Origin of the sequence: Planococcus massiliensis (assembly GCF_000821325.1) — a bacterium.
GTDB classification, from domain to species: Bacteria; Bacillota; Bacilli; order Bacillales_A; family Planococcaceae; genus Planococcus; species Planococcus ruber.
Genome location: NZ_CCXS01000001.1, coordinates 2,858,684 through 2,884,616 on the forward strand (window position 1 = coordinate 2,858,684; position 25,933 = coordinate 2,884,616).

Consider the following 25,933-nt stretch of genomic DNA (forward strand, 5'->3'; position numbering starts at 1 on the left):
AGCAGATCCACAAAATCATACATAAAGGGTGACGAAAAATGGCGATTATCCAAAATCCGATTTTAACGGGATTCAATCCGGATCCAAGCATTTGCCGTGTAGGAGAAGATTATTACATCGCGGTGTCCACTTTTGAATGGTTCCCAGGTGTCGGCATCTACCATTCCAAGGACTTGAAAAATTGGCGGTTGATCTCTCGTCCGCTCAACCGGTTGAGCCAATTGAACATGATGGGCAATCCGAACTCCGGCGGCGTCTGGGCACCGGCCCTTTCCTACAGCGACGGAAAGTTCTGGCTGATTTTCACAGATGTGAAAGTGACAGAAGGACAATGGAAAGACTGCCACAATTACCTCGTGACTTGCGAGACAATTGACGGCGAATGGTCCGAACCGATTTATTTGAACAGTTCAGGATTCGACCCTTCCCTGTTCCACGATGAATCCGGCAAGAAATATTTGGTGAATATGTATTGGGACCACCGCAATGGCCACCACAATTTCTATGGCATTGCGCTTCAGGAATACAGCGTCGAAGAGCAGAAATTGGTCGGCAAATCCGAAATCATCTTCAAAGGCACCGATGTCGCGCTTGTGGAAGCACCGCATCTTTACAAAATCGGCGAGTACTATTATTTATTGACGGCTGAAGGCGGCACGAAGTATGACCACCAAGCGACGATTGCACGTTCGAAGGATTTGCGTGGACCGTATGAAGTTCATCCGGAAAATCCGTTGATCACATCGTTCTTCTCGCCAAGAAATCCGCTGCAGAAATCAGGCCACGCCTCCATCGTCCACACGCATACGGACGAGTGGTTCTTGGTGCATTTGACAGGACGCCCGCTTTCCAGAAAAGGACAAGCCTTGCTTGACCCACGCGGCTATTGCCCGCTTGGGCGGGAAACAGCCATCCAGCGAGTCGAGTGGAAAAACGATTGGCCGTATGTTGTCGGCGGCAACGCACCATCGCTCGAAATCGAAGGGCCGGCCATCGATGAAGTGGTATGGGATCGCGATTATCCGGAAAAAGACGATTTTGACACGGATGCTTTGAACCCGCATTTCCAGACGCTGCGCATTCCGTTAGGCGAAGAAATCGTTTCACTGAAAGAAAATCCGGGCCACTTGCGCATCCACGGACGCGAGTCGTTGACATCTAAATTTACTCAAGCTTTTGTCGCGAGACGCTGGCAGCATTTCCACTTTACGGCGGAAACGAAAGTGGCATTCCGGCCCGATACATTCCAGCAGGCAGCAGGCCTTGTAAACTATTACAACACGGAAAACTGGACGGCTCTTCAAATCACCTGGCATGAAGAAAAAGGACGCATCCTGGATCTTTCTGTCTGCGATAATTTTGCTTACGACCAGCCGCTGCAAGGCGAAGAAATCGTTGTGCCGGATGGCGTCGAATACGTCCACATGCGCGTCGATGTCGATGCGGACATCTATCAGTATTCCTATTCGTTCGATGGGGAGGACTGGCACTTGATTCCGATCCGCTTCGGTTCGCATAAACTGTCGGATGACTACATCCAAGGCGGCGGATTCTTCACCGGCGCATTTGTCGGCATGCAATGCCAAGACACGTCCGGCCAAAACCTGGCGGCCGATTTCGATTATTTTATTTATAAGGAACGCGAATAAACCCAATAAAAAGAGCAGCTCAGGATGGTCTGAGCCGCTCTTTTTCCAGTTATTTGGATATACTGTCCGTTAGCTGCGAAATACTGTCCGTTTTTAGCTAAATACTGTCCAATTCTAAGTGAATACTGTCCAATCTTCCCTTTTTACTGTCTAAACGACTTCCCCCACTCAATCCACTACAAAATAACGCGCATCCGGATGGGCAAAGACGATGGCTGACACCGAAGCTTCCGGATCCATCATATATTCTTCCGTCAATTGGACGCCGATGTCTTCCGGTTTGATCAAGCCGAATAATTTCGCCTGATCCTCCAGGTTCGGACAAGCAGGGTAGCCGAATGAAAAACGCTGGCCTTGGTATTTGGCGGCAAAACGGTCGCGCATCGTGAAATCGGTCGCATCCGGGAAGCCCCATTGGTCGCGGATCTCCTGATGGATGCGTTCTGCAAAGCCTTCGGCCAGTTCCAGCGCGGTCGCTTGCAGCGCATGGCTTTCAAGAAACTTCCCTTGCTCTTTCAGGCGTTGCGCTTCATTTCGTACGCCGTGCCCTGCCGTCACTTGCATGAATGCGACATAATCCATTTCGCCGCTGTCGACCGATTTCAAGTAATCCGCCAAACATAGAAACGGCGCAGAAGATTGGCGCGGGAACGTGAAGCGCTCAATTTCGGTTTTCCCATCTGCCGGGCTGTAAATGATGACATCATCGCCGTCCGATTGCGCCGGGAAAAATTGATACATGCCGGACGGCTTCAGCAAGCCGGATTGCAAAAAGTCCGTCGCCAGTTCATGGAGCTCGACTGCCCGCGGATCGCCTTTTGCCAACGTGTTGTCGTTAAAGCCTTTCAAGCCGAGATGATGGCCGATCAACGTGCGCATATTGACGTACGGATACAAATGCGACACCGAATAATCTTTCCATACATGCCGGCGCAGATCGTGCGGTACATAGACCGGCACGTCTTCGCGCACCGTTTTGACCGGCTTTTCCGCGACTGCGACTGCCGGCTTCGCCGCACGGGCCGCCTCTGAAGCTAACCGTTTTTGCTGCTGGGCGTCGAGTTCTTTCAACAATTCCGCTTTTCCCGCATCGCTCTGCAAGCGATTGGCGAGGTCGAGCCCCTGCATCGCATCTTTTGCGTAAATGACCGGCCCGTCGTATTCGGCCGCTATTTTCGTTTCGGTAAAGCGCCGCGACAAGGCAGCGCCGCCGACCAAAATCGGCACATCAATGCCTGCTTCTTTAAAGTCTTGGGCCGTCAACACCATCTGTTTCGCAGATTTAACCAATAAACCCGACAAGCCTACCATATCCGGCTTCTCTTTCCGGATGACATCAATCAACGTGGCCGGCGTCACTTTGATGCCGACATCGACCACTTTGAACCCGTTATTGCTCAAAATGATTTCAACGAGGTTTTTCCCGATATCGTGCACGTCGCCTTTGACGGTTGCCAAAACGATTTTGCCTTTGCCGCTGTCATCTTCTTTTTTCTCCATATATTGTTCCAGGAAGGCAACGGCCGCTTTCATGACGCCGGCGCTTTGCAGCACTTCCGCAACGATCAATTGGTTGTCGTTGAACAAACGCCCGACTTCCGCCATCCCTTCCATCAACGGCCCATTAATGACATCAAGCGGCGTGTCGTATAGATCCAGCGCTTTTTCAAGATCCGGAATCAAACCTTCTTTTGTTCCTTCGATAATGTAATAGGCAAGCCGTCCATCCACTGTTTTCGGGATATCGTCTTCTGCCTTCTCTTTTTTCTTGTCCCGGTAGAATGCTGTAAAGTCAGCCAAGGTTTCATCCGTGGTCGTAAATAGCAACTCATTGGCCATGCGGACTTCATTTTCCGGAATCGACGCGTAGCGTTCCAGTTTTTCCGTGTTGACGATGGCATAATCGAGCCCGGCCTGGGTGCAATGGTACAAGTACACGGCGTTCAACACTTCACGGCCAACCGGCGGCAAGCCGAATGAGACATTGCTGACGCCAAGAATCGTCAAAGTACGCGGGAATTTCGCTTTGATCAGCCGGATGCCTTCAATCGTTTCCACCGCGGATCCGATGTATTGCTGGTCGCCGGTTCCGACCGGGAAGACGAGCGGGTCAAAAATGATGTCTTCCGGTGCCAAGCCCCATTCGTTGACCAATAAATCATACGAGCGTTCCGCAATGGCCAACTTTCGTTCACGGGTCACCGCCATCCCTTTTTCGTCGATGGTTCCGACCACAACCGAAGCTCCGTATTTTTTCACCAATGGCATCACTGCCTCAAAACGCTCCAACCCATCTTCCAAATTGATCGAATTGATGATGGCTTTTCCTTGCGAAAATTTCAACGCCGCTTCAATCACTTCTTCGTCCGTCGAATCAATGACAAGCGGAACTTTCACTTTTTTGACGACTTCCTGCATGAAATTCACCATGTCTTCCAGTTCATCGCGGTCCGGGTTCGCGAGACAGATGTCGATAACGTGTGCTCCGTTCTTCACTTGTGCCCGCGCAATTTCTGCCGCTTCTTCGAACTGGCCATCCACAATCAGCCGCTTGAACTTTCGGGAACCGATGACATTCGTCCGCTCTCCGATAAACAGCGGCCGCATCGTTTCATCGTATTGCAGCGGTTCGATGCCGGAAACGACATGGCCATGCGAAACGGCTTCCGGTTTCCGCGGCGCTATCCCTTCCACCGCTTCTTTGACCGCCTTGATATGGGCAGGCGTCGTCCCGCAGCAGCCGCCGACGACATTGAGCCAGCCTTTTTCTGCAAAGCCGCGCAGCTTTTTCGACAACGATTCCGGCGTTTCGTGGTAATGCCCTTCTTCATCCGGCAAACCGGCGTTCGGATAGCAGCTGACATAGCCGTCCGACAGTTCTGCCAGCGAACGGATGTGGTCCGTCATAAATTCCGGACCCGTCGCACAGTTCAAGCCGACCGACAGCGGTTTGACGTGTTCAATGGAAATGTAGAACGCTTCAATGCTTTGCCCGGCAAGCGTCGTTCCCATCGGTTCGATCGTACCGGAAACCATGATCGGCAATTCAACGCCCGTTTCTTTAAATGCCTGCTTGATGCCGATCGTCGCCGCTTTCACATTCAGCATATCCTGGCTCGTCTCCAGCAAAATCAAATCGGCGCCGCCTTCAACTAAGGCTTTCGCCTGCACGTAGAAGTTCTCTTTCAGTTCATCGAATGTGATGCCGCCTGTCACCGATAAGGTTTTCGTTGTCGGCCCAATCGCTCCGGCGACAAACCGAGGCCATTCCGGCGTCGCGAATTTCGCTGCACTCTTCTTCGCAATTTCAACGGCACGCCGGTTGATGTCCGCCGCATTTTTGCCCAATCCGTATTCATCCAGCACGACCGGCGTTCCGCCGAACGTATTCGTACAGAGAATATCCGCGCCAGCTTGCAAATACGCATCGTGGACGCCTTCGATAACTTCCGGCTTTACGATGTTCAAGTATTCATTGCAGCCGTCGAACTCTTCTCCCCCGAAATCTTCCGGAGACAAGTCGGCGTTTTGGATCATCGTCCCCATGGCTCCGTCAATGATCAAAATTCTTTTTTCTAGCTGTTCTTCAATTCGCTGTTTGGACATGGCTGTGATCGCTCTCTTTCTGTTGATCTAATTTCCGAATGTAATGGATCAGTTCAATTGACATATCATAGCGGAAAAACGGCGTGATCACATAGATTCCGTTAAACAAGTCAGCCGCTGTGTCAATCAGTTCTTTTGCAATTTGGATGCCTTCCGCGGTTGCCCGTTCCTTATCCTCGCCGCATGCCCGCATCCGCTCAAGCGCTTCTTCCGACAGTTTGATGCCCGGCACTTCATTATGCAGGAATTCGGCGCTTCGGATGCTCGTCAGCGGCATGACGCCAAGGAAAACCGGCGTTTCCAAATGCTTCGTCGCTTTGTGGATTTCGATGATTTTCTCTTTCGTATAAACCGGCTGTGAAATAAAATAATCCGCTCCGCTTTCAATTTTCTTTTCAAGCCGAGCAACTGCCCGGTCGAGCACACGCACATTCGGATTGAATGCCGCTGCTACTGAAAAGCTCGCTTTCTTTTGCAGTGGCTTTCCTGAAAAAGAAATTCCATCGTTGAGCTTTTTGATCAATTGAATCAATTCCAGGCTGGAAACATCATAGACACTTGTCGCTCCTGGGAAATCCCCGACCTTCGTCGGGTCTCCTGTTATTGCCAGGATATCACGGATGCCCAGTGCATCCAATCCCATCAAATGCGATTGCAGTCCGATCAAATTCCGGTCGCGGCACGTAATGTGTGCAAGCGGCCGAATCTGTTCCTGATGCTTCAAGATCGAACCCATCGCAAGGTTGCTGACCCGCGGCGATGCCAGTGAATTATCCGCCATGGTGACAGCGTCGACGCCCGCTGCATTCAACGCTTTTGAGCCTTCCAAAAACTTTGTCGTGTCGAGATGCTTCGGCGTATCGAGCTCTACGATGATCGTCCGTTCCGTCTTCGCTTTTTCATGGAGCGGCACTTCATTGGATAATTCCGCTTCCCGGATGACAATCGGCTTTTTCGTTTCCACTTCTTTTACCGTAATCGGCTCCAAATGGCCAATCTGCTTTTTCAACGCTTCAATATGCTTCGGTGTCGTGCCGCAGCAGCCGCCGATCAAGCGCGCCCCTTCTTCTCTTAAGAGCAAACCGGCGCGTCCGAAATAATCGGCTTCCGATTCGTAGACGACGCGGCCATTCTCCAAATCCAATAAACTCGCATTCGGGTAAGCCGAAAGAAAAGCTTTTTTCGGCAATTCCACTCCTTCAAGGGCCTGAATGGTATGGTGAGGGCCTAAGCGGCAATTCACGCCGACAATATCGGCGCCCAGACCTTCGAGTTGATGGAGGGCCTCATTCAGCGCCATGCCGTTCTGCAGAATTCCCGGTTCATGCATCGATACTTGCGCAATCAGCGGAACATCTGTCCGTTTCCGCAAATGCGTAACGGTCGCTGCCAATTCTTCAAAGTCATAATACGTCTCAAGCAATAGCGCATCCGGATTCCCGGCAAGCAAATAACCGGATTGCTGGTCCACCATCGCGATGATTTCATCGAGCGCTGCATCGCTCCGCCGAATGCCCCGGATGCCGCCAATCGTCCCGAAGACAAATTGGCCGCCTGGTGCAGCCGCCCGTTTCGCAATTTCAATCGCCGCTTCGTTGATTTCCTTCACTTGATGTTCCAGCCCGTAGCGCGCAAGCTTCAATGCGTTGCCGCCGTAAGTGTTCGTCTGAATGATATCCGCACCTGCCTGGATGTATTCTTCGTGGATCTTTTCAATAATGTCCGGCCGCTGCAAATTCAATTCCTCGTTGCAGTATTCGATCCCGTATGAATACAAAAGCGTTCCCATTGCCCCGTCTGCCGTCAGAATCCTCGTTTTTAATTCCTCTAATAATCCCATATTCTCTGCCTCCTATATATAGAAAAAAAGCCCTCCATGAAAAAGAAGGCTTTATGAGTTCACACTCGTTCCTTTTCATCTCTCAGGCAATCGCTTGCCTGCTGGATTTAGCACCTGACCTTTCGGCTGGTTGCTGAAGCGTCATAGGGCCAGTCCCTCGACTTCTCTCGATAAGAATTCACGTTATTCAATTTTGGCTTTTTATAAGGGTAACTGGTTCAGGATGGAAAATCAAGGCGCTTTGACAGAAATAAACGAACTTTCTGTTAAGAAAGACATTTACCGTCCCGGTTTCTCTCCGTTCCCCTTTTCGCACATTTCCGCTATCATGGGAATCAATCACCGCTTTTAGGAGGAATTTCTGAATGTCTGAAAAATACCTGCTTGACGTCAACGATCCGCGCAATTATTTCGTGTTGCTCGAGAACCGCCTCTTTCCTTCGATTGCTAAAGATCCAAACGCCTTAGTGGAAGGCGCCGAACAGCAAATGGCGAAAAGTGCTGGCCCGCTTGCCATCTATGAACGCGTCGGCGTGCTCACTGCTGACATCGACTACACCATTCCGTCGAGTTTTCATCCGGCAAGCGAAACCCGTTACCAAAATTTCCTGTTCCGCTATACCGACAACTCTGTGGCGTTCATCGAATCTGAAGAAACGCTTTCCTACCCGACGACGGAAGCGCTTTTTGCAGCCGGCAACGACTTGCTGAAACAGAAAAAAGCAGCGTCGCCAAAAGAAGATTTTATGGTGCTCAGCGCCAAACTGCTCGCCACCTATCCGTGGCAATAAAAACTGGACAGCAACAGGCTGTCCAGTTTTTTTGCTTTCGAGCGGGAAGCCATTTTCGTTTATGCCCAACTTTTTCTGAAATACGCTCGACTTTCGTTCGAATACTCCCAACTTCACCCCGAATACTCCCAACTCTCCAATTCCCATCCTCTAAATCAAAAATCCGCCTCCAATTAAAGAAGCGGACCACGAGTCATTTTCTATATTTGATTGCCAAGCCTTTTAGGAAATTGCGGGCATAGCGGTCGCCGCAGACGCTGTAATTCTTGTGGCCTTGCTTTCGCAAGATGCCGCTCATTTCGCTTTTCGACACGGTGACCCCAGCAAGTGCAAGCAATTCCAGCATATCTTCACTCGTCAGCTGCAAGGCGATTTTCACTTTCTTCAACAATAAGTTGTTTGCCGGTTCGTTGCTCATCGGCGGTGTGGCTGGCTGCCCCGGTTTCGGCTCCTGGCGTCCCCGCTTGAAGATGATCAACCCGTTCAAGAAAGATTCCAGCATCCGGTTGTCAACGCGAATATGGTCTTCGTTTTCCGGTGCATCCCAGACGCTGTCCATGTCATCGTCTTCGCTTTCCGGCGTCTTCGTCAACACTTTCAGTACATCCTCTTTCGACAGCTCAATGCCGCCTTCCTTGAAAATCTTTACCATATCATTATTTTTAATATCAAGTGCGTAGCGCAGCCTAATCAGAATATCGTTATTGTCCATCAGTCACCCTCCATTGTCCGTTCTCATTCATCTAAGAAAGCAATTGGCACCCTTCACTTGACTCGCGCGTCGCCGCAACGGATACCGTGAGTTCGCTTTTCTATTCCTTACTTTATCAAAAACCAAAACGCCTTTTCCAGTATTGGAAAAGGCGCCTCTTTTTTATGCTTCGCCGCGCGGCGCTTTCGGCGGTTGGCACGTATCGCATTTGCGCTGATTGCTTTTGTTGAACTTCGTAAAAGTTTTTTCAAAGTTATTGCCGCAAGAACATTTGAACAGCAGCTTCTGTGAAAATCCGTGGTATTCCGTTGACAGCAATTTGCTGTCCGAGTTCTTCTCTGTAAATTCTCTTATTTTATCGATTGTCCATCGTTTGTTCATTTTGTACACCTCTATTGTTTATTTGCAGGCGGAAGGCTCTGCTTCCGTTGAATGTTCAGTTCATCCTAAGTGTCTTATTATAACACGGCTTGGCCCGCAATAAGAACAATAAATGATGGTGTGCGTTTACGATTTTGCCATCACCTGGCTGCTTCCCGCTTTTCTTTCCACGTACTTCCCTTTCGCATAGCCGGAAAAGAACGTCATGAAGACCATTCCGACGACCAGCATGGTGATGCTGCCGCCTAAGTATGCCGAATCCATTTTAAAGAGCACCGCATTTCGGAACCACGACTGGAACGGCAAACCGAAGCCTAACAGGACGGCAAAAAACGCGACTTTTACTTTCCAGTTCTTGCCCTTCCTTCTTGATCGAATTATTTACAAACAATCGCAAGAACGCTAGCGCCATCCCGATCCCCCAGAAAATCAACAAATACATTTTAATGTCTTCATTCATGGCAAACGCTTTTCCAAGCATGCAGACCGCAATTACAAAAGCTATAATCATTGCTATATGAGATTTCTTCATTTTCCTTGCAATTTGTAGCTTAAGTGAAAAAGACTGTTCCCTTCACCGGAGAACAGTCTTTCTGTTTATTTCCGGCTTCTGTCAGGCCGTGTGTTTTTTCCTTCAATTCCCGGATCGCCGGCGACTTCCAGGCCCGTTTCTTCTTTTACGTAAAAGAATGTTTTAAATACCAAAGCCGCAAGAGCTGCTCCGACCAGCGGCGCGACGAGGAATAGCCACACTTGAGCCAAGGCATCGCTTCCGGCAAAAACCGCAGGCGCCAGGCTTCTTGCCGGATTGACGGATGTGCCGGTCAATGGAATGCCGATGATGTGGACCAGCGTCAAGGTCAACCCGATGACGATTCCGCCCATATGCGAAGTCGCTTTGCTGGAAGTCACACCGAGTATCGCCAGAACAAAGATGAACGTAAGAACGATTTCCACGCCAAAAGCGCCGAGCCCATTCAGCCCGACCGCACTCAAATCCCCGTAGCCATTTGCCCCATACCCTTCAAGGCTGGTCGAATTGGCAGCCACAAATGCGAGAAATGTACTTCCTGCAAAGGCGCCGACGATTTGTGCAACCACATAACCGCCAAACTCTTTAGCAGTCAAATTTCCCGACATCCAGACAGCCAGTGAAACCGCCGGATTCACATGACATCCGGAAATATGCCCGATTGCGTAAGCCGCTGCCACAATCGACAATCCGAACGCAAAAGCAATGGCTAAAACTCCCAAAAACCCGCTGTCCGTCCCTCCCGAATACCCGCCTAAAACCACAGCCGCCCCTGTTCCAAGAAACACCAAGATAAACGTACCAATGAATTCTGCTAAATACTTCTTCATCTCTAGCTCCCCTAACTTTGTTAGATTTTTACTAAAGGAAAATCAATTAATTATCAGAAATTTTTGATTATTATAGCATGGATTTTTCCTGAATCCATCCATATTCTTCGTACCTATCGAAAATTTTCCGAGCGTCTTTTAAAATACTACCTACTACTCTAAGAATTATTATTTATTTAATATTTTTATTCTTTTTCAATCATTAATGGTTTATCATGTAAAAAAAGGGGGATTAAATTGGAATTTTTATTAGTTTTATTAGTCGCAATTGCCTGGTTTACTTTTGTAGGTCTTGGAATCATGTGGTTTGTCTTTAAATTTATCAAGAGAAACCGCCCTGCCAATAAATATGGGAGAAATTCTTTAATTGCACTGTTGGTGCTGATTTTAGCGCTTGTCGGCTTCGATGCATCTGGAGCCAGTGAAAGAGCAGCGGAACTTCAGGAATTAAAAGCTGCTAAAGAAGAACTTACCTCAAAAAACAAAAACTTGGAGTATGAAATTGCTTCGCTTTCCGCAAAGTACGAGGAAAGCTTAATAAAGGTAGAAGAAGCATCGGCGGAAATTCTTGAAAATGAAAATGCGGCGAAAGAGCTTGAAGAACAAAAAACAGCTTTTGCAAAAGAAAAAGAAGAGTTGACTGCTAAAATCACAAGCCTGGAAGAGCAAGTTGCCAATGCCGAGTCTGTAACAGTTGCTTTAGAAAGCGAAGTTGAGGACTTGAAGTCACAGGCGAAAGCACAAAGCGTATCCGTTGCAGCCGCTGCTGCTTCCAGCTCAGCGGGTTCAAGCAATTCCTCTAGCTCTTCAGGAGAAACTGCAAGTGCTGCTGCATCCCCGGTTTCCTATAAAAACTGCTCCGCCGTCCGCGCGGCAGGTGCAGCGCCTATTTATAAAGGAGATCCCGGTTATGGAAGCCACCTGGACCGTGACGGCGATGGAATCGGATGCGAATAAATCCGGCAATTAAAAAATCCCGCATCGAATGAAAATTCGATGCGGGATTTTGTTATCCGATTGCTATTTTCTGCTGAAATTCTGCAAGCAACGCCCGTGCCTCATCCGTCGATTCACTCTTCAGCAATTGGCTTCTAAAATCATCGGCATCTGCAATGCCGCTGACATAGATTTTAAAGAAGCGGCGAAGCGGCCGGAACGGCAGCGGCTCTTCTTCGGTAGAATAATGATCGTGCAGATCCAGCTGCAGCTTCAACAGTTCCAGCATTTCTTCGTCGCTATGCGCGCGCGGCTCTTTTTCAAAAGCAAACGGGTTTTGGAAAATCCCGCGCCCGATCATGACGCCGTCAATGCCGTATTTCTCGGCCAGTTCCAGTCCTGTCTGATAGTCCGGAATGTCCCCGTTGATCGTCAAAAGCGTATCCGGTGCAATTTCATCCCGGAGCTTCTTGATTTCGGGAATCAATTCCCAATGCGCCGGCACACGGCTCATTTCTTTTTTGGTGCGCAAATGGATCGACAAGTTCGCAATGTCCTGGTCGAGCACATGTGCAAGCCACCCTTTCCATTCTTCCACATCGGTATAGCCGAGGCGGGTCTTCACGCTGACCGGCAATCCGCCCGCTTTTGCCGCTTGGATCACTTCCGCGGCGTTGTCCGGAAAACGGATCATGCCGCTGCCTTTCCCTTTCGTCGCAACGTTCGCGACAGGGCAGCCCATATTGATATCGACGCCTTTAAAGCCCCGCTTCGCCATCCCGATGCTCATCTCGCGGAACTGTTCGGGCTTATTGCCCCAAATGTGTGCGACCATCGGCTGCTCATCGGGGGTAAAGACCAATCGCCCTTCTTCACTGAAAACGCCGTCCGGGTTGCAATAGCTTTCCGTATTCGTGAACTCCGTAAAAAACACATCGGGCCGCGCAGCTTTCGCTACCACTTTCCGGAATACCACATTCGTGACTTCCTCCATCGGCGCGAGTATAAAGAACGGCCGCGGCAAATCACGCCAAAAATTCTCTTTCATGTACAGATTTCAATCCTTTCGTTGAAAATCTCCTTTATAAATCTATCTGAAGATAATAAGTTCAATTAATAGCAGGAAACAACTTTGCATTTATTAGCCTTATCTAGTTTACCTGAGTCTTTTGCTTGTGGAAAGAGCTGTGCTCAAAACGCGAAAAACTCTCCACCCTTTGAAAATGGTGAAGAGCCCAAAAAGTTTCAGAAAAAAGTATAGGTGTTCTTTCCGGCAGTTTTAGCTTGGTACAGCGCCGCGTCTGCCTGTTTCAGTACGTTATTCAACTCACCTGCCTGATCGCTTCCATACGGCACAATTCCGATGCTTGCTGAAATCGCATAGCCTTCCTTCCAGATATTTAAATCGCTGAGAATGCGTTCAGCGTAGCTCTCCAGGTCTTTTCTGCAAAGCAATTCGGAAAAATGGACAATAAACTCGTCTCCTCCTAACCTGACAGCAAAAGCACCTGGAATTTCAGACACGATCTTTTGCAGCCGCAAAGCGACTTCCTTTAAGACAAAGTCGCCTTGTTCATGGCCATAGACATCATTGATCTTTTTAAAGCCATCCAAATCGAGGAAAAATAATGCGCCTTCCTCTGCAGGACGTTCGGCAAAAACTTGGGTTAAGTAACGTCTGTTATATAAACCCGTCAGCATATCCCGGTACGCCAAATGTTCAAGGTCCAAATAATACGAAAACAGCCGGACAATTTTCTGCAGCAACTGGATGCTTTTCTCATCGAAATGCTGGGCCTTGTCACTGACCGCGCACAGGGTGCCAAACTTTTCGCCAGAAACAAGGGAAATCGGAATTCCCAAATAGGAACGGATGTTGAGCTCCTGCAGCGTCTGTTGAAAACGATCCAAATCGCGCTCTTTTTGAATGTCTTCATAGACAAGCGGACGGTTCTTCTGAAAATCCACGAGTCCGCAGAGGGATTCATCGGGATCCAGCTCCATCCCTTTGGTCAGCCCAATGGTACTGGATTCCTGTGAAAGTTCAAGGATCACCTGCTCCATCTCACTGATGGACGATAAATAAAGCAACTGATTCGGAAAAACTTCTTTTGCCAATTCCAAAACATCGTGGACCAATTCATTGAAATTCTTATACATCTGCACTTCTTGCAATGTCGTCATCCCAGCACACCTCGATTAGTAGGCTCCTCTGTCATGAGTACCAATTTTAATTCTGCTTGTTGATACACCATTACCCTAAATGCCCCCCAAAAAATCAGCAATTTTATATTCTCGGCGTTCCTTCAAAGAAATTAGCAGCTGCTTGAACAAAAAAACTCTCAACTCCTGTAATGCCAGGAGTTGAGAGTCGTTTTTATTTGAATTACATCATGCCGCCCATGCCGCCCATATCAGGCATGCCACCCATTGGTGCTGCTGGTTCCGGGATGTCTGCAACAACTGCTTCAGTTGTTAAGAACATTGCTGCAACAGAAGCTGCGTTTTGAAGTGCTGAACGCGTTACTTTTGTTGGGTCAACGATTCCTTGTTCAACCATGTTCACCCATTCGCCGTTTGCCGCGTTATAGCCGACTCCGACTTCTTCTGTTTTCAGGCGGTGAACAATGATCGAGCCTTCAAGGCCTGCGTTTGTCGCGATTTGGCGAACCGGCTCTTCAAGTGCACGAAGCACGATGTTGACGCCTGTTGCTACGTCGCCTTCCTGTGATTCAAGAAGCTCTGCTACGCGGTTGTAGACGTTCACTAACGCCGTACCCCCACCTGCAACGATTCCTTCTTCTACAGCCGCACGCGTTGAGTTCAATGCGTCTTCGATGCGAAGTTTGCGCTCTTTCAACTCAGTTTCAGTAGCTGCTCCGACTTTGATGACTGCAACGCCGCCAGCAAGTTTCGCTAAACGCTCCTGCAATTTCTCTTTGTCGAATTCAGAAGATGTTTCTTCCAATTGGTTGCGGATCTGCGTTACGCGGGCAACGATTTTCTCTTGGTCGCCAGCGCCTTCTACGATCGTTGTGTTTTCTTTCGAAACAACCACTTTTGAAGCGCGTCCAAGCTGTGTGATGTTTGTTGATTTCAACTCAAGGCCTAAATCTTCTGTGATCACTTCAGCGCCCGTTAGTGCCGCGATATCTTCAAGCATCGCTTTGCGGCGGTCGCCGAATCCTGGAGCTTTAACCGCTACCGCGTTGAACGTTCCGCGCAATTTGTTCACGACTAATGTCGCAAGCGCTTCGCCTTCCACGTCTTCAGCCACGATCAACAATGGCTTGCTTTGCTGCACCACTTGCTCAAGGATCGGAAGGATTTCCTGGATGTTGCCGATTTTTTTGTCTGTCACCAAAATGAACGGGTTATCCAGAACCGCTTCCATTTTATCTGAATCCGTCACCATGTATGGAGATTGGTAGCCGCGGTCGAATTGCATCCCTTCCACAACATCCAGTTCCGTTGTGAAGCCGCGTGATTCTTCTAGCGTGATCACGCCGTCGTTGCCGACGCGCTCCATAGCCTCAGCGATCAATTTGCCGACTTCTTCGTCGCCGGATGAAATCGCGGCAACTTGTGCAATCGATTCTTTGCCTTCGATTGGCTTCGAAATCGCTTTTAATTCAGTGACTGCGCTTTCCACAGCCAGTTCGATTCCACGGCGTATTCCTACAGGGTTCGCACCAGCTGTAACGTTCTTCAAGCCTTCACGGATCATGGCTTGAGCGAGAACCGTTGCAGTTGTCGTACCGTCACCAGCGATGTCATTCGTTTTAGAAGCAACTTCCGCAACAAGCCGCGCTCCCATGTTTTCAAATGTATTTTCAAGTTCGATTTCTTTTGCGATCGTTACCCCGTCATTTGTGATGAGCGGTGAGCCGAATTTTTTATCCAGAACGACGTTGCGCCCTTTTGGCCCCAATGTCACTTTGACTGCATCTGCTAATTTATCTACACCTTTCAGCATTAAGCTGCGTGCATCTTCGCTGAATTTAATATCTTTTGCCATGTTTAGTCTTCCTCCTCAATGTCTATTGAAATGTATTAGCCTAAAATTGCTAAAATATCGTTTTCGCGCAAGATCAAGTATTCGTTTCCTTCATATTTAAGTTCAGTGCCTGCGTATTTAGAGAAGATGATCCGGTCGCCTTCTTTGACTTCCAGTTCAGTGCGCTGTCCATTGTCGCGGATGACTCCATTACCTACAGCGATCACTTTGCCTTCCTGCGGTTTTTCCTGCGCTGAACCCGGCAGTACAATTCCGCTTGAAGTTTTTTCTTCCGCTTCTAAAAGCTCAATAATTACGCGATCTCCTAATGGTCTTAACAAATGAAACACCCTCCTCGAATTATCTAAATGTTCTCGATTAGCACTCTCAACCTTCGAGTGCTAACCCACTTCTCAGTTTAATAAAATCCGTTATGTTTTGCAAGTCAAAACCTTCCGTGTTTTTTATTCTTTGCGGTAATGTTTTGAAACCTCTACAATGAAAGAAGAATTCAAAGATGAAAGGAAATGCCTCTATGAAATCAACTTCCCTGAAAAAAAAGAACGGAGACCCTTCTTCCTCAAAATCGGCGAAGAAAAAATACGGCCGCAAAATGCCGAGGACTCCTCTCTATATTTTATTGACCTTTATCGTGATTCAATTGGCGCCGGCGCTCGTCGTCGTGCCGACTTATAATTATTTCATCGGCCAGGGGCTGGATCCGGACACGGCAGAAGCCACCACTTCCGGCTGGCTCATCGTGTCGAGCATGGCCATCGGCTTTATCGTAATGATGATCCTTGTGTTGCGCGACAAAAACTTCTTCAATATCTGGAACGGCAAAAAAGCAGGGATTTGGGCCTCGATCGGCTGGGGCTTCCTGGGCTTTTTCCTCGTCTATTTCGGACAGATCATCGCCTCGCTGATTGAAATGAAAGTTCTTGGCATCGAGCCCGGCTCTGAAAATACGATGTCGCTCGTGAACGTCGCTGAAGTGGTGCCGCTGACCGTCCTTGCCATCGTCTTCTTTGGACCGGTCATGGAAGAGCTCGTTTTTCGCCGCGTCGTCTTCGGTTCCCTAAACCAAACGACGAATTTCTTTATTGCGACCGCGATCAGTGCGCTGATGTTTGCGCTCGTCCACTTGGAATTCAGCCACTTGCTTGTTTACTTCTCGACAGGGCTTGTGCTGGCATTCGTCTATCAGAAAACAAAACGCATCATTACACCGATCATTTCCCATATCCTGCTGAATGCATTCGTCATGATCATTCAGCTGAATATGGACAAAATCGAAGCCTTCACCAAATATTTGGAGGGCTTGCAGCCATAAAGAAAAGCAAAGGTGCCCGTTTTGCCTCGACAAGCTTAAGACCTCGAGAGGCTGGACACCGGAGCTGGACATAAAGAAAGCACAAAAAAGCCTTCACGAACTATTCGTGAAGGCCTTGTTTTTGTTCTTCGATGATTAAATTCTGTTCGGCTTTCAAAAACTTGCGGTAGCCGATTTTCGCAATAACGATGCTGAACTCGTAAAGCAAGAGCAATGGCCCCGTCACCATCATATGGGAAACGATATCCGGCGGCGTGATAAAAGCAGCCAGCGTAATTAACCCAAAATATGCGTATTTCCGGTATTTGCTCATCAACATCGGTGTAATGACGCCAAGACGGGTCAAAAACAGCATGAGCACCGGCAGTTGGAACACGATACCAAAAGGCAGCGTAATCTGGAACAGGAACTGGAAGTATTCATTGATTCCAATCGTATCTTGGATATCCAGGTTATCGGATATGTTTAGCATAAACCCGATGACATATGGGAACAAGATAAAATAAGAAAAAGCAATTCCGCCTAAAAACAGCAGCACGGAAAATGGAATATAGCTTAATGTCACTTTCCGTTCTGTATCGTGCAAGCCCGGGCTGATAAAGGCCCAAAACTGGTACATGATGATTGGGGAAATGATGACAAGGGCCAAAACCATCATGACTTGCATATAGATCTTAATGGGATCGGTTATCTTAAAAGCGTTAAGCGTTAAGTTTTTCGCTTCCTCGGTAAACTGCAGATACTGGATCAACGGTTCGGTCAAGAAAAAACTGCCAATGAGCGCTAACACAAAGAAAACGGCGATGATGGTCAGCCGTTTTCTCAGTTCGCCTATATGTTCAACTAAAGTCATGTCTTTTTGATTCATCAGACAAACATCCTATCGTATTTCCTTTTGCTCTTCTTTCTTCTTCACGTCTGCTGCATCGTCGTCATCTGTCAAACCTTTAGTTGCGTTTTTAAACTCACGCAATGAAGAACCGAAAGCTTTACCAAATTCAGGCAACTTTTTCGGGCCAAAAATGATTAATGCCACAATAGCAATTACTATCAAACTAACTGGACCTGGAGCCATATTAGACACCTCCTGTATTAATGGTTTCATTCTACATCATTCAAACCCCTTTGGCTATTTCAAACGGCTGGCCAAATGTGAATTTTTTGAGTCATTGTTGCTTGATTTGGTAGATGAGCGTCTGCAGTTCAACCGACAAATCAATGGTTTGGACACGGATATGGGGAGGCACGGCAATACGTACCGGCGTAAAGTTTAAAATCCCTTTGATTTGTGTTTTTGAGAGCCGATCTGTCACTTCCTGGGCAGAACGGGAAGGGACTGTCAGTATCACCAATTCGATGCCGTATTCCTCAATCTTTTCTTCGATCCGGTCTGGATGGAACGTATCGATATCGCTGATTTTCTCCCCTTCTATCGGGCTGTTGGAATCGAACGCCAAGACAATTTTCGTATTGTGATTGCGTTGAAAATTATATTTTAAAAATGCGCTGCCAAGGTTGCCGACACCGATCAACGCAACATTGGTTGCTTCATCCTGATCAAGCGTTTTGCGGAAAAAGACCAACAAATCCTGGACATCATAGCCATAGCCTTTTTTCCCAAATGCCCCGAGATGCGAAAAATCCCTGCGGATGGTAGCTGAATCGATTTTCATCGCTTCACTCAGTTCCTGTGAAGAAATGCGTTTTTGTCCAGCGTTGGCAAAGTTTTGGAGAAACCGGTAGTACAAGGGCAGCCTTTTGGTCGTGGCTTGCGGAATTTTTGATGGTTCATGCAACATGCAAGGTTACCTCCTGAGGTCGTATCAAATCGATATTATCTTACCTGAGGAGAGCCCATATGTAAAGCTAGCTTGATTGCGAAGCGCCCTTCCGTAGGCTAAACTAAGAGAGAATAGAGGTGACCCACATGATAGTCTTACAAGTTAACCAAGTCCATAAATCGTTCGGCGCAGACGAAATTCTTTCGGGCGTCAAATTGGAAGTTCAACACCGCGACCGTGTTGCATTAGTGGGCCGCAACGGGGCGGGCAAATCGACTTTATTGAAAATCATTTCCGGCGAGATGTCATACGATAGCGGCGACATCATCATGCCGAAAGATTTGACCATCGGCTACCTGGAACAGCAGACGGACCTTGAAACCGATGCGACCATTTGGGAAGAAATGATGACGATTTTCAAACATTTCCGTAAACAGGAAGCCAAACTCCGCCAGCTTGAAGCCCAAATGGCTGATCCAGCCGTTTATGAAGATACGGCTCAATACGAAAAAGTGATGCAAGAGTATGATACGCTGCAGCATGATTTCAAAGAGGCAGGCGGCTATCAGTACGAAGCGGACACGCGGACCATCCTGCACGGCATGAAATTCTACCAGGAAGACTACGAGAAGAAAATCGTTTCGCTGTCAGGCGGCCAGAAAACCCGCTTAATGCTGGCCAAGCTTCTCTTGAGCAAACCCCAATTGCTGATCCTCGATGAGCCTACTAACCATTTGGACATCGAAACACTCAGCTGGCTCGAGAATTACTTGACAAATTATCCAGGTGCCTTATTGATCGTTTCCCATGACCGGTATTTTCTTGACCAAGTCGTGACGCTTGTCTATGAAGTATCGCGACACCGCGTCAAGAAGTACACAGGAAACTACAGCCGCTACCTGGATGAAAAAGCGAAGCAATACGAACATGACTTAAAGCAATTCGAAAAACAGCAAAGCGAGAAAGCAAAGCTCGAAGACTACGTCCAGCGCAATCTCGTGCGGGCTTCGACCACCAAAATGGCCCAAAGCCGCAGAAGGATTCTGGAAAAGACCGATTGGATGGATGCGCCGAATGGCGACGAAAAATCGGCACGCTTCGGTTTCAGCATTGAAAAGCAGAGTGGGAATGACGTCCTAAATGTTCGCTCGCTTGCGATTGGCTATGGCAACGCGCCGGTGTCCGAGAACATTTCATGGAAACTTTACCGCCAGGAAAGCTTGGCATTGGTCGGTCCAAATGGCGTCGGCAAATCCACGCTATTGAAGACCATTATGAAAGAACTCGAACCGCTTGCCGGTGAAATCCATTACGGCACGGGCATTCAATTCGGCTACTACGACCAGGAACAAGCGAATCTAAAAGGCAATAAGCTTCTATTAAATGAGCTATGGGACGATTACCCGCATGTGAACGAAAAAGACATTCGGGGTGTGCTCGGCCGCTTCCTTTTTTCTGGAGATGACGTGCTAAAACCCATTTCCACCCTTTCCGGAGGCGAAAAAGCCCGTGTCGCTTTGGCAAAACTGATGATGCAAAAAGCCAATGTCCTCTTGCTGGATGAGCCGACCAACCACTTGGACCTCGACAGCAAAGAAGTATTGGAAAATGCTCTTCTTGACTATCCAGGCACGATTTTATTCGTTTCCCATGACCGGTATTTCATGAACCGGATTTCGACGAAAGTCATCGAGCTGACCCGTGACGGAACGACTGAATACCTCGGGAATTACGATTACTACCTGGAGAAAAAACTCGAACTCGAAGAACTGAAAGCATTGGAAGAAGAGGAATCGAAAACTGCCACTCAAACTTCCGCAGCACCGACCACTTCGCAGATCAATAAAGAAGCGAAAAAACTAGAACGCCAATTGGTGCGCCAGTCCGAAGAAACCGAATCGGAAATGGAACAATTGGACCTCCAAATTGCTGGAATCGAGGAACAGCTTTGCCTTCCTGAAGTTTTCCAAGACCACGAGCGGGTATTGCCGCTTCAAACCGAATTAGAGAAGCTCAAAGAAGCCCATGAAGAGAAAATGGCTCTATGGCTGGAATTACAAGAAAAGATTGAAAATGTCCACTCTTGACCGTATACTTTTGTATACGGTTTTTCTCTTCACTAGATATAGGTCAATAGCCTTTAACAAAATATTTATTTCCACAAAGTTGTGCACAGCTAAAAAGTGATAAAAACGGCTATCAACAGGTTTATACACATTATCCACAGCCATGCAAAATATTATGCACAAAGTTTTCCACTTTCGTGTACACAATATCTGGGTAATCCCCTAGTTGTCAGATAGTTATGAACAGGTTATACACATTTTGTGCATAAGTACAAATGTTCTCTATTGACAAAATTTATTTCTAGAATCTAAATAAAGTCAGAATTTAAAGGGAAAAGCTCAGCATACCTGATGGATTATCAGGTATGCTGAGCTTTTTAGTTCCAGGAGGCCATGGCCATTCCTGGCCGGCCGTTCATTGCCATCGTCCCCCGATGTCCTTTTTCGAACATTACGGTTCCTGCAGCAGCGATCATTGCTGCATTATCCGTGCATAGTTTCAAAGAAGGGATATAGAAAGGTAGGCCCTTTTCTTTAAAGGTATCCGTCAAAGAGGTTCTTAAGCCTTTATTGGCAGCGACCCCTCCGGCCGCTATAACTTGTTTTACTTTATACTGTGTTGCAGCACGTAGCGTCTTTGCCGTAACCACTTCCACTACGCTGTTTTGGAACCCTGCAGCTACGTGCTCTGGCGGTACCGTTTCACCGCGTTGAGCTGCATTATGCATATAGTTCAAAACAGATGATTTCAAGCCGCTGAAACTGAAATCGTATGAGCCTTCCTCCAGCCACACCCGCGGAAATTCAACAGCCCCATCGCTTTCATGAGCCAACCGGTCAATATGTGGGCCTCCAGGATAAGGGAGATTCAAGGTTCTTGCTACCTTATCATAAGCTTCTCCTGCTGCATCATCCCGTGTTTCCCCGATCACTTCAAAATCTCCATGCTCTTTCATATAGACCAATTCGGTATGGCCCCCTGAAATCACTAAGGCCAACAGCGGAAACTCCATTTCTTGCTCAAGTCGATTAGCATAGATGTGCCCAGCAATATGATGGACTCCAACTATCGGCAATTGATGGGCAAAGGCAAAAGCTTTCGCTGCATTTACCCCGACTAACAATGCCCCCACTAGGCCAGGCCCCTCCGTAACCGCGACTGCACTCAATTGTTTAGGCTCTAGATTAGCTTGTGCCAGAGCTTCTTCAATAACAATCGTAATCTGTTCAACATGGTGCCTAGAAGCGATTTCCGGCACGACCCCGCCAAAACGTTTATGGCTTTCGATTTGAGATGCTACCACATTCGATATGATTTCAGTTCCATTTTTTACAACGGAAGCGGCTGTTTCATCACAACTGGTCTCAATCCCCAATACATAAATATCTTTATTCATTAAAATTCACCCACATCACTATAGCATCTTCGAAATTGTCGGTATAATACCGTTTTCGTATGCCACCATTTTTAAATCCTAGTTTTCGATACAAATTCAGAGCTGGTTCATTGCTGACGCGTGCTTCCAGTGTCATCAAGACTGCCCCTTGGCTTTTAGCGGCCTCCATCGCCGCTCTCATTAAGCGCTCACCCAGTTTTTTGCCTCTTTCTTCAGGCAAAATAGCGATGTTGGTTATATGCGCTTCGTCTAAAACAAGCCACATTCCACAATAGCCGACAACCCCTCGTTCGGTTTCTGCTACTACGTAATAAGCACTCTCGTTTGTAGTCATTTCATAGTAAAAAGAATCTTTTGTCCAAGGCAAGGTAAAAGACAATTTTTCAATTTCAAAGACTTGTTCTACATCTTCGACTGTCATTTTTCGAATATTGACTTCTGCGTTCATAGCTTTTTACCTTCTTGGCTTTTGAGGTAATTGGCTTCGGCTTCTGTAATGCGCTGATATTCTGGGACAGCATGATGGATATCTTGCGCTTTCTCTTCTTTTGCCAAGACGATCAAATTGGAAGCGCGAGGAAGCCGGTCTTGCGGTCCACTGAAAAAAGCTGCTTCTCCCAACACTTCACGAATGGCCTCTTCGTGTATAGCCACATCTATCCCTGTGAATAATACGGATTTATTCTGTTCTTTTACTCTTATTAAAAATTCATTTAAATCGCTATGCTGATCTTCAATCACCGTCGATAAATCCGATCCGTTATAGAGACCTGTAAAAACAGTGCCCCGCCGTGCATCCATGATGGGACAGATATGCCCCTCAAAGTACCGGCCATTTGCAGCCAGTACTTTTAAACTGGATACAGTATGAAGCGGAATCTTCAATGACCAAGCTAGCGTCTTGGCAATCGTCAAACCAATGCGGACGCCCGTATAAGATCCAGGTCCGCTGGCTGCAGCAATATGTGTCAAATCAGCAGGAGAAATTTTTGCTTTCTTCATCATTTCTTCAACGGCAGGCATTGCTGTTAAAGAATGATTGATTTTCAAATTCGTTGTTTCTTCTATTAAAACACTTTCATCTCTCATTAACGCGACCGTTAAAGGGGAATTTGAAGTATCGATTCCTAAATAAATCATATATTTAACTCCTTGCACAGTAATTCATACCGTGTTCCAATTGGTTTCATTTCAATTTTGCGCCCTTCATCTGATAGACGGATAAGCGTTATTTCCAAACGCTCCTTCGGAAGATAATCTTCGATGAATTGTGCCCATTCGATAACAGATACTGCTTCACTTTCAAACAATTCATCAAAACCGATGTCTTCGTCACTGTCTTCTAAGCGGTAAACATCGAAGTGATTTAAATTCAAGTTCCCCTCATATTGTTTAAGTATAGTAAAGGTAGGACTGTTGACCATTCGTTTGATGCCCAATCCTTTTGCAACGCCTTTAGTAAATGTCGTTTTCCCCGCACCTAAGTCGCCTTCAAGCGTCAAAACATCTTGAGGTTTTAAATACTGAGCAAGCTTTTCAGCGAAAGCTTCTGTTTCATGGGGTGATGCCACTTCTAATGTATAGTTCATTCTTTCTGTCACCTCGATTGAGTCTTACCATAGTTTAGCGAAGATGGCGCAGTAAATCAAAACATAATCTTTTGCAAACGATTTTTGAAACAAAAAAATAAGCACAGCGAGATCGCTGTGCTTACTTGAAAGATTACGGTCCCGACCGGGATCGAACCGGCGATCTCCTGCGTGACAGGCAGGCATGTTAACCGCTACACCACGGGACCAAAAAAAAAAATCAGCCCAGCGACGTCCTACTCTCACAGGGGGAGACCCCCAACTACCATCGGCGCAAAAGAGCTTAACTTCCGTGTTCGGGATGGGAACGGGTGTGGCCTCTTTGCCATCATCACTGGACTCTTTTTTTCAGAGTGACTTGTTCACTCAAAACTGGATAGGCGACATTGAAACGGGTGAAACCGTTGGTTTCCGTAAACAAAGTTGGTTAAGTCCTCGATCGATTAGTATTCGTCAGCTGCACGTGTCGCCACGCTTCCACCTCGAACCTATCTACCTCATCGTCTTTGAGGGATCTTACTTGCTTGCGCAATGGGAAATCTCATCTTGAGGGGGGCTTCGTGCCCACGTGTTACTCACCCGTCCGCCGCTAAACTGGAAGGAGCAAGCTCCCCCAGTTCCGCTCGACTTGCATGTATTAGGCACGCCGCCAGCGTTCGTCCTGAGCCAGGATCAAACTCTCCATTATAGAGTAGTATTGATTGCTCAATGCTGGCGCATCGCCGCCTCCGAAAAGACGCACGATTCGCTTTGATCTGGCAAAGCCTGATCAGTATGGTAAGTCACGAACACCCGGGTGAAAGCAGCCTTGCTCCGATTGCCTAACGGCAACCCTCGCAAAAGCCGTTCTCGCGCCGAAGCGCTCGTGACGTCTTTTGTTGACGTTTTGCTGTTCAGTTTTCAAGGTTCATGTTTTAAAATTATGGAGCGGGTGAAGGGAATCGAACCCTCATCATCAGCTTGGAAGGCTGAGGTTTTACCACTAAACTACACCCGCAAATCGTATTTTTTAATCAATAAAGTATGGCGCGCCCGAGAGGACTCGAACCTCTAACCGCTTGATTCGTAGTCAAGTACTCTATCCAATTGAGCTACGGGCGCAATGCGATATGGTGCGGCCGAGAAGAGTCGAACTTCCACGGGATTTCTCCCACTAGGCCCTCAACCTAGCGCGTCTGCCATTCCGCCACGACCGCCTAAAATTATTTTAGGGACAAATTCTATTATAATACATTACCAACTTGAAGTCAATAATTTTTTCTTAATTAATTCGCCGTAGATAATAATCTCATTTGGATTGATTCGGTTGATTAAAATGGCTGGGGTACCTGGATTCGAACCAGGGCATGACGGGATCAAAACCCGTTGCCTTACCGCTTGGCTATACCCCAATAAAAATGGCGGTCCCGACCGGGATCGAACCGGCGATCTCCTGCGTGACAGGCAGGCATGTTAACCGCTACACCACGGGACCATTTGGTTGCGGGGGCAGGATTTGAACCTGCGACCTCCGGGTTATGAGCCCGACGAGCTACCGAACTGCTCTACCCCGCGACAATAGTATATACGAAGATTTTTCTTACTCGTTGCTTATCGCAGATGACACCTGCATCGGCTGCGCCTGCTCCGGTGTTACTTCGCCGTCTTCGTACGGCTCGTTGCTCTACCCCGCGACAATAATATTTCATTCTCCACTTAAATTCATCTTTCAAAACTTCTCATTAAGTATGTATTTCACAATAACATTCTATATAAGCTATCTCAAAATGAATGGTGACCCCTACGGGATTCGAACCCGTGTTACCGCCGTGAAAGGGCGGTGTCTTAACCGCTTGACCAAGGGGCCTCAATGGCTCCGAAGGTAGGACTCGAACCTACGACCATCGCATTAACAGTGCGGTGCTCTACCACTGAGCTACTTCGGAATAGTGTTGCAAGAACTGTTTAAGTACTTGTCGACTTTTCTTATTATAAAGAGGTCTATAAGAATCGTCAACACTTTTTTTCATTTCTTTTATTATTTCAGAGAAAGCTTTCCAGAACATCTGCCGCAGCGGTATCTTTCGACATTCATCCGAATTTTCCGAACGTAATTTGCATTGCACGAAATGCACTCGTATACATAGCGCTTGCTTGAGCGAGCGGCTTTCGGGCGTTGAATGGTTGAACAAAAACGCGGCGCTCCGGTTTGCTGCAGCAATTCTCTAAAATCTGCATCGCGATGCTTGTATCCTTTTCCTTCTATATGTAAATGATAATGGCAAAGTTCATGTTTGATGATTCCTTCCAATTCTGCGAAGCCGAATGTTTCATAAGATTTCGGATTGATTTCGATGTTGTGGGATCTCAGCAAATACCGTCCGCCTGTCGTTCTTAATCGCGCATTAAAACTTCCCTGATGGAGAAATGGTTTTTGAAAGACGCTGTTCGAGATTTCTTTAATCAGTTCGGTCAATTCGTTGTTGGTCATTGTAACTCCCCTATTTCGCGTAT

23 protein-coding genes, 9 tRNA genes, 1 rRNA gene, 1 riboswitch and 1 other annotated feature are annotated in these 25,933 nt (G+C 47.4%); of the genes, 5 read left to right on the plus strand and 28 right to left on the minus strand.

Features of this window, described 5'->3' with window-relative positions:
* The first annotated feature begins 38 nt into the window (after positions 1 to 38).
* The gene (locus BN1080_RS14190) at positions 39 to 1,649 is read left to right on the plus strand and encodes a glycoside hydrolase family 43 protein (RefSeq protein ID WP_052653061.1); all 1,611 of its coding nucleotides are present in this window, start codon (positions 39 to 41) and stop codon (positions 1,647 to 1,649) included.
* Between the two features lie 168 nt (positions 1,650 to 1,817).
* On the opposite strand, the gene metH is transcribed toward BN1080_RS14190, so the two are convergent.
* Positions 1,818 to 5,255, minus strand: a complete 3,438-nt coding sequence (gene metH / locus BN1080_RS14195; protein WP_052653063.1) for a methionine synthase — start codon at positions 5,253 to 5,255, stop codon at positions 1,818 to 1,820.
* Positions 5,236 to 7,095 (minus strand): bifunctional homocysteine S-methyltransferase/methylenetetrahydrofolate reductase, encoded by a 1,860-nt coding sequence (locus tag BN1080_RS14200; RefSeq protein WP_052653065.1) that lies wholly within the window; start codon positions 7,093 to 7,095, stop codon positions 5,236 to 5,238. The genes metH and BN1080_RS14200 overlap by 20 nt, the downstream gene beginning before the upstream one ends.
* A 72-nt stretch (positions 7,096 to 7,167) precedes the next feature.
* Positions 7,168 to 7,272: riboswitch (SAM riboswitch) on the minus strand.
* A 188-nt stretch (positions 7,273 to 7,460) separates the two neighbouring features.
* Here BN1080_RS14200 and BN1080_RS14205 point away from each other — a divergent pair.
* On the plus strand, positions 7,461 to 7,886 hold the full coding sequence (locus tag BN1080_RS14205) for a hypothetical protein (RefSeq protein WP_052653067.1): 426 nt from the start codon (positions 7,461 to 7,463) through the stop codon (positions 7,884 to 7,886).
* A 193-nt stretch (positions 7,887 to 8,079) separates the two neighbouring features.
* Here BN1080_RS14205 and BN1080_RS14210 read toward each other — a convergent pair whose 3' ends face one another.
* The 4 genes from BN1080_RS14210 to BN1080_RS14225 form a co-directional block, all read right to left on the minus strand.
* Complete coding sequence (locus BN1080_RS14210; RefSeq protein ID WP_052653069.1) at positions 8,080 to 8,598, minus strand: YehS family protein; 519 nt, start codon at positions 8,596 to 8,598, stop codon at positions 8,080 to 8,082.
* Positions 8,599 to 8,760: 162 nt separating this feature from the next.
* Entirely contained in the window at positions 8,761 to 8,979 is a 219-nt protein-coding gene (locus BN1080_RS14215; protein WP_052653072.1) for a hypothetical protein, read from the minus strand.
* A gap of 126 nt (positions 8,980 to 9,105) precedes the next feature.
* Complete coding sequence (locus BN1080_RS17275; RefSeq protein WP_199876629.1) at positions 9,106 to 9,243, minus strand: hypothetical protein; 138 nt, start codon at positions 9,241 to 9,243, stop codon at positions 9,106 to 9,108.
* A gap of 333 nt (positions 9,244 to 9,576) precedes the next feature.
* A complete protein-coding gene (locus BN1080_RS14225; RefSeq protein ID WP_052653076.1) occupies positions 9,577 to 10,341 on the minus strand; it encodes an aquaporin in 765 nt (254 codons plus the stop codon).
* Between the two features lie 237 nt (positions 10,342 to 10,578).
* On the opposite strand from BN1080_RS14225, the gene BN1080_RS14230 reads away from it, so the two are divergent.
* Positions 10,579 to 11,298 (plus strand): excalibur calcium-binding domain-containing protein, encoded by a 720-nt coding sequence (locus BN1080_RS14230; RefSeq protein WP_052653078.1) that lies wholly within the window; start codon positions 10,579 to 10,581, stop codon positions 11,296 to 11,298.
* 52 nt (positions 11,299 to 11,350) lie between these two features.
* Here the strand turns inward: BN1080_RS14230 and BN1080_RS14235 are convergent, their stop codons facing one another.
* The 4 genes from BN1080_RS14235 to groES form a co-directional block, all read right to left on the minus strand.
* Positions 11,351 to 12,325 (minus strand): tRNA dihydrouridine synthase, encoded by a 975-nt coding sequence (locus tag BN1080_RS14235; protein WP_052653080.1) that lies wholly within the window; start codon positions 12,323 to 12,325, stop codon positions 11,351 to 11,353.
* 197 nt (positions 12,326 to 12,522) lie between these two features.
* A complete protein-coding gene (locus BN1080_RS14240; protein WP_052653082.1) occupies positions 12,523 to 13,461 on the minus strand; it encodes a sensor domain-containing diguanylate cyclase in 939 nt (312 codons plus the stop codon).
* 202 nt (positions 13,462 to 13,663) lie between these two features.
* Entirely contained in the window at positions 13,664 to 15,295 is a 1,632-nt protein-coding gene (gene groL / locus BN1080_RS14245) for a chaperonin GroEL (RefSeq protein WP_052653084.1), read from the minus strand.
* Between the two features lie 35 nt (positions 15,296 to 15,330).
* Positions 15,331 to 15,615, minus strand: coding sequence for a co-chaperone GroES (gene groES / locus BN1080_RS14250; RefSeq protein WP_052653086.1), 285 nt, complete (start codon positions 15,613 to 15,615; stop codon positions 15,331 to 15,333).
* Positions 15,616 to 15,809: 194 nt separating this feature from the next.
* On the opposite strand from groES, the gene BN1080_RS14255 reads away from it, so the two are divergent.
* On the plus strand, positions 15,810 to 16,607 hold the full coding sequence (locus BN1080_RS14255; protein ID WP_110925712.1) for a CPBP family intramembrane glutamic endopeptidase: 798 nt from the start codon (positions 15,810 to 15,812) through the stop codon (positions 16,605 to 16,607).
* A gap of 100 nt (positions 16,608 to 16,707) precedes the next feature.
* On the opposite strand, the gene tatC is transcribed toward BN1080_RS14255, so the two are convergent.
* The 3 genes from tatC to BN1080_RS14270 form a co-directional block, all read right to left on the minus strand.
* The gene (gene tatC, locus BN1080_RS14260) at positions 16,708 to 17,475 is read right to left on the minus strand and encodes a twin-arginine translocase subunit TatC (RefSeq protein WP_052653088.1); all 768 of its coding nucleotides are present in this window, start codon (positions 17,473 to 17,475) and stop codon (positions 16,708 to 16,710) included.
* Between the two features lie 12 nt (positions 17,476 to 17,487).
* A complete protein-coding gene (gene tatA, locus BN1080_RS14265; protein WP_052653090.1) occupies positions 17,488 to 17,682 on the minus strand; it encodes a twin-arginine translocase TatA/TatE family subunit in 195 nt (64 codons plus the stop codon).
* A 91-nt stretch (positions 17,683 to 17,773) separates the two neighbouring features.
* Positions 17,774 to 18,406 (minus strand): redox-sensing transcriptional repressor Rex, encoded by a 633-nt coding sequence (locus BN1080_RS14270; protein WP_052653092.1) that lies wholly within the window; start codon positions 18,404 to 18,406, stop codon positions 17,774 to 17,776.
* Between the two features lie 128 nt (positions 18,407 to 18,534).
* On the opposite strand from BN1080_RS14270, the gene BN1080_RS14275 reads away from it, so the two are divergent.
* A complete protein-coding gene (locus BN1080_RS14275; protein WP_052653094.1) occupies positions 18,535 to 20,475 on the plus strand; it encodes an ABC-F family ATP-binding cassette domain-containing protein in 1,941 nt (646 codons plus the stop codon).
* A 356-nt stretch (positions 20,476 to 20,831) separates the two neighbouring features.
* Here BN1080_RS14275 and tsaD read toward each other — a convergent pair whose 3' ends face one another.
* The 15 genes from tsaD to BN1080_RS14350 all read right to left on the minus strand — a co-directional run bounded on the left by tsaD (position 20,832) and on the right by BN1080_RS14350 (position 25,910).
* Positions 20,832 to 21,851, minus strand: coding sequence for a tRNA (adenosine(37)-N6)-threonylcarbamoyltransferase complex transferase subunit TsaD (gene tsaD, locus BN1080_RS14280; RefSeq protein ID WP_052653096.1), 1,020 nt, complete (start codon positions 21,849 to 21,851; stop codon positions 20,832 to 20,834).
* Positions 21,844 to 22,299, minus strand: a complete 456-nt coding sequence (gene rimI / locus BN1080_RS14285; RefSeq protein ID WP_052653099.1) for a ribosomal protein S18-alanine N-acetyltransferase — start codon at positions 22,297 to 22,299, stop codon at positions 21,844 to 21,846. Before rimI ends, tsaD begins: the two co-directional genes overlap by 8 nt.
* Positions 22,296 to 22,991, minus strand: a complete 696-nt coding sequence (gene tsaB, locus BN1080_RS14290; RefSeq protein WP_052653101.1) for a tRNA (adenosine(37)-N6)-threonylcarbamoyltransferase complex dimerization subunit type 1 TsaB — start codon at positions 22,989 to 22,991, stop codon at positions 22,296 to 22,298. Before tsaB ends, rimI begins: the two co-directional genes overlap by 4 nt.
* Positions 22,988 to 23,440: a tRNA (adenosine(37)-N6)-threonylcarbamoyltransferase complex ATPase subunit type 1 TsaE gene (gene tsaE / locus BN1080_RS14295; RefSeq protein WP_052653103.1), complete on the minus strand. Its 453-nt coding sequence runs from the start codon at positions 23,438 to 23,440 to the stop codon at positions 22,988 to 22,990. Before tsaE ends, tsaB begins: the two co-directional genes overlap by 4 nt.
* A 136-nt stretch (positions 23,441 to 23,576) precedes the next feature.
* A tRNA-Asp gene (locus tag BN1080_RS14300) sits at positions 23,577 to 23,649 on the minus strand.
* A gap of 14 nt (positions 23,650 to 23,663) precedes the next feature.
* Positions 23,664 to 23,779, minus strand: a 5S ribosomal RNA gene (rrf, locus tag BN1080_RS14305).
* Between the two features lie 96 nt (positions 23,780 to 23,875).
* Positions 23,876 to 24,102: a sequence feature (23S ribosomal RNA rRNA prediction is too short), on the minus strand.
* 261 nt (positions 24,103 to 24,363) lie between these two features.
* Positions 24,364 to 24,437: transfer RNA gene (locus BN1080_RS14310), tRNA-Gly, on the minus strand.
* Between the two features lie 27 nt (positions 24,438 to 24,464).
* Positions 24,465 to 24,541: transfer RNA gene (locus tag BN1080_RS14315), tRNA-Arg, on the minus strand.
* Positions 24,542 to 24,550: 9 nt separating this feature from the next.
* A tRNA-Leu gene (locus BN1080_RS14320) sits at positions 24,551 to 24,636 on the minus strand.
* Between the two features lie 120 nt (positions 24,637 to 24,756).
* Positions 24,757 to 24,831: transfer RNA gene (locus BN1080_RS14325), tRNA-Gln, on the minus strand.
* A gap of 7 nt (positions 24,832 to 24,838) precedes the next feature.
* Positions 24,839 to 24,914: transfer RNA gene (locus BN1080_RS14330), tRNA-Asp, on the minus strand.
* Positions 24,915 to 24,917: 3 nt separating this feature from the next.
* A tRNA-Met gene (locus BN1080_RS14335) sits at positions 24,918 to 24,994 on the minus strand.
* Positions 24,995 to 25,211: 217 nt separating this feature from the next.
* Positions 25,212 to 25,286 (minus strand) — tRNA-Glu (locus BN1080_RS14340).
* A gap of 4 nt (positions 25,287 to 25,290) precedes the next feature.
* Positions 25,291 to 25,365, minus strand: a tRNA-Asn gene (locus BN1080_RS14345).
* A 92-nt stretch (positions 25,366 to 25,457) separates the two neighbouring features.
* Positions 25,458 to 25,910, minus strand: coding sequence for a SprT family protein (locus BN1080_RS14350; RefSeq protein ID WP_052653105.1), 453 nt, complete (start codon positions 25,908 to 25,910; stop codon positions 25,458 to 25,460).
* Between the last annotated feature and the right edge of the window lie 23 nt (positions 25,911 to 25,933).

Coding starts and splice junctions, on each gene's coding strand:
- tsaE (WP_052653103.1), bottom strand. CDS start 23,440: ATGAACTATACATTAGAAGTGGCATCACCCCATGAAACAGAAGCTTTC.
- rimI (WP_052653099.1), bottom strand. CDS start 22,299: ATGAACGCAGAAGTCAATATTCGAAAAATGACAGTCGAAGATGTAGAA.
- metH (WP_052653063.1), bottom strand. CDS start 5,255: ATGTCCAAACAGCGAATTGAAGAACAGCTAGAAAAAAGAATTTTGATC.
- BN1080_RS14235 (WP_052653080.1), bottom strand. CDS start 12,325: ATGAAAGAGAATTTTTGGCGTGATTTGCCGCGGCCGTTCTTTATACTC.
- BN1080_RS14225 (WP_052653076.1), bottom strand. CDS start 10,341: ATGAAGAAGTATTTAGCAGAATTCATTGGTACGTTTATCTTGGTGTTT.
- BN1080_RS14255 (WP_110925712.1), top strand. CDS start 15,810: ATGAAATCAACTTCCCTGAAAAAAAAGAACGGAGACCCTTCTTCCTCA.
- BN1080_RS14205 (WP_052653067.1), top strand. CDS start 7,461: ATGTCTGAAAAATACCTGCTTGACGTCAACGATCCGCGCAATTATTTC.
- tatC (WP_052653088.1), bottom strand. CDS start 17,475: ATGAATCAAAAAGACATGACTTTAGTTGAACATATAGGCGAACTGAGA.
- BN1080_RS14275 (WP_052653094.1), top strand. CDS start 18,535: ATGATAGTCTTACAAGTTAACCAAGTCCATAAATCGTTCGGCGCAGAC.
- BN1080_RS17275 (WP_199876629.1), bottom strand. CDS start 9,243: ATGGATTCGGCATACTTAGGCGGCAGCATCACCATGCTGGTCGTCGGA.
- BN1080_RS14350 (WP_052653105.1), bottom strand. CDS start 25,910: ATGACCAACAACGAATTGACCGAACTGATTAAAGAAATCTCGAACAGC.
- BN1080_RS14190 (WP_052653061.1), top strand. CDS start 39: ATGGCGATTATCCAAAATCCGATTTTAACGGGATTCAATCCGGATCCA.
- tsaD (WP_052653096.1), bottom strand. CDS start 21,851: ATGAATAAAGATATTTATGTATTGGGGATTGAGACCAGTTGTGATGAA.
- BN1080_RS14200 (WP_052653065.1), bottom strand. CDS start 7,095: ATGGGATTATTAGAGGAATTAAAAACGAGGATTCTGACGGCAGACGGG.
- BN1080_RS14215 (WP_052653072.1), bottom strand. CDS start 8,979: ATGAACAAACGATGGACAATCGATAAAATAAGAGAATTTACAGAGAAG.
- groL (WP_052653084.1), bottom strand. CDS start 15,295: ATGGCAAAAGATATTAAATTCAGCGAAGATGCACGCAGCTTAATGCTG.
- tatA (WP_052653090.1), bottom strand. CDS start 17,682: ATGGCTCCAGGTCCAGTTAGTTTGATAGTAATTGCTATTGTGGCATTA.
- BN1080_RS14240 (WP_052653082.1), bottom strand. CDS start 13,461: ATGACGACATTGCAAGAAGTGCAGATGTATAAGAATTTCAATGAATTG.
- tsaB (WP_052653101.1), bottom strand. CDS start 22,991: ATGATTTATTTAGGAATCGATACTTCAAATTCCCCTTTAACGGTCGCG.
- BN1080_RS14210 (WP_052653069.1), bottom strand. CDS start 8,598: ATGGACAATAACGATATTCTGATTAGGCTGCGCTACGCACTTGATATT.
- BN1080_RS14270 (WP_052653092.1), bottom strand. CDS start 18,406: ATGTTGCATGAACCATCAAAAATTCCGCAAGCCACGACCAAAAGGCTG.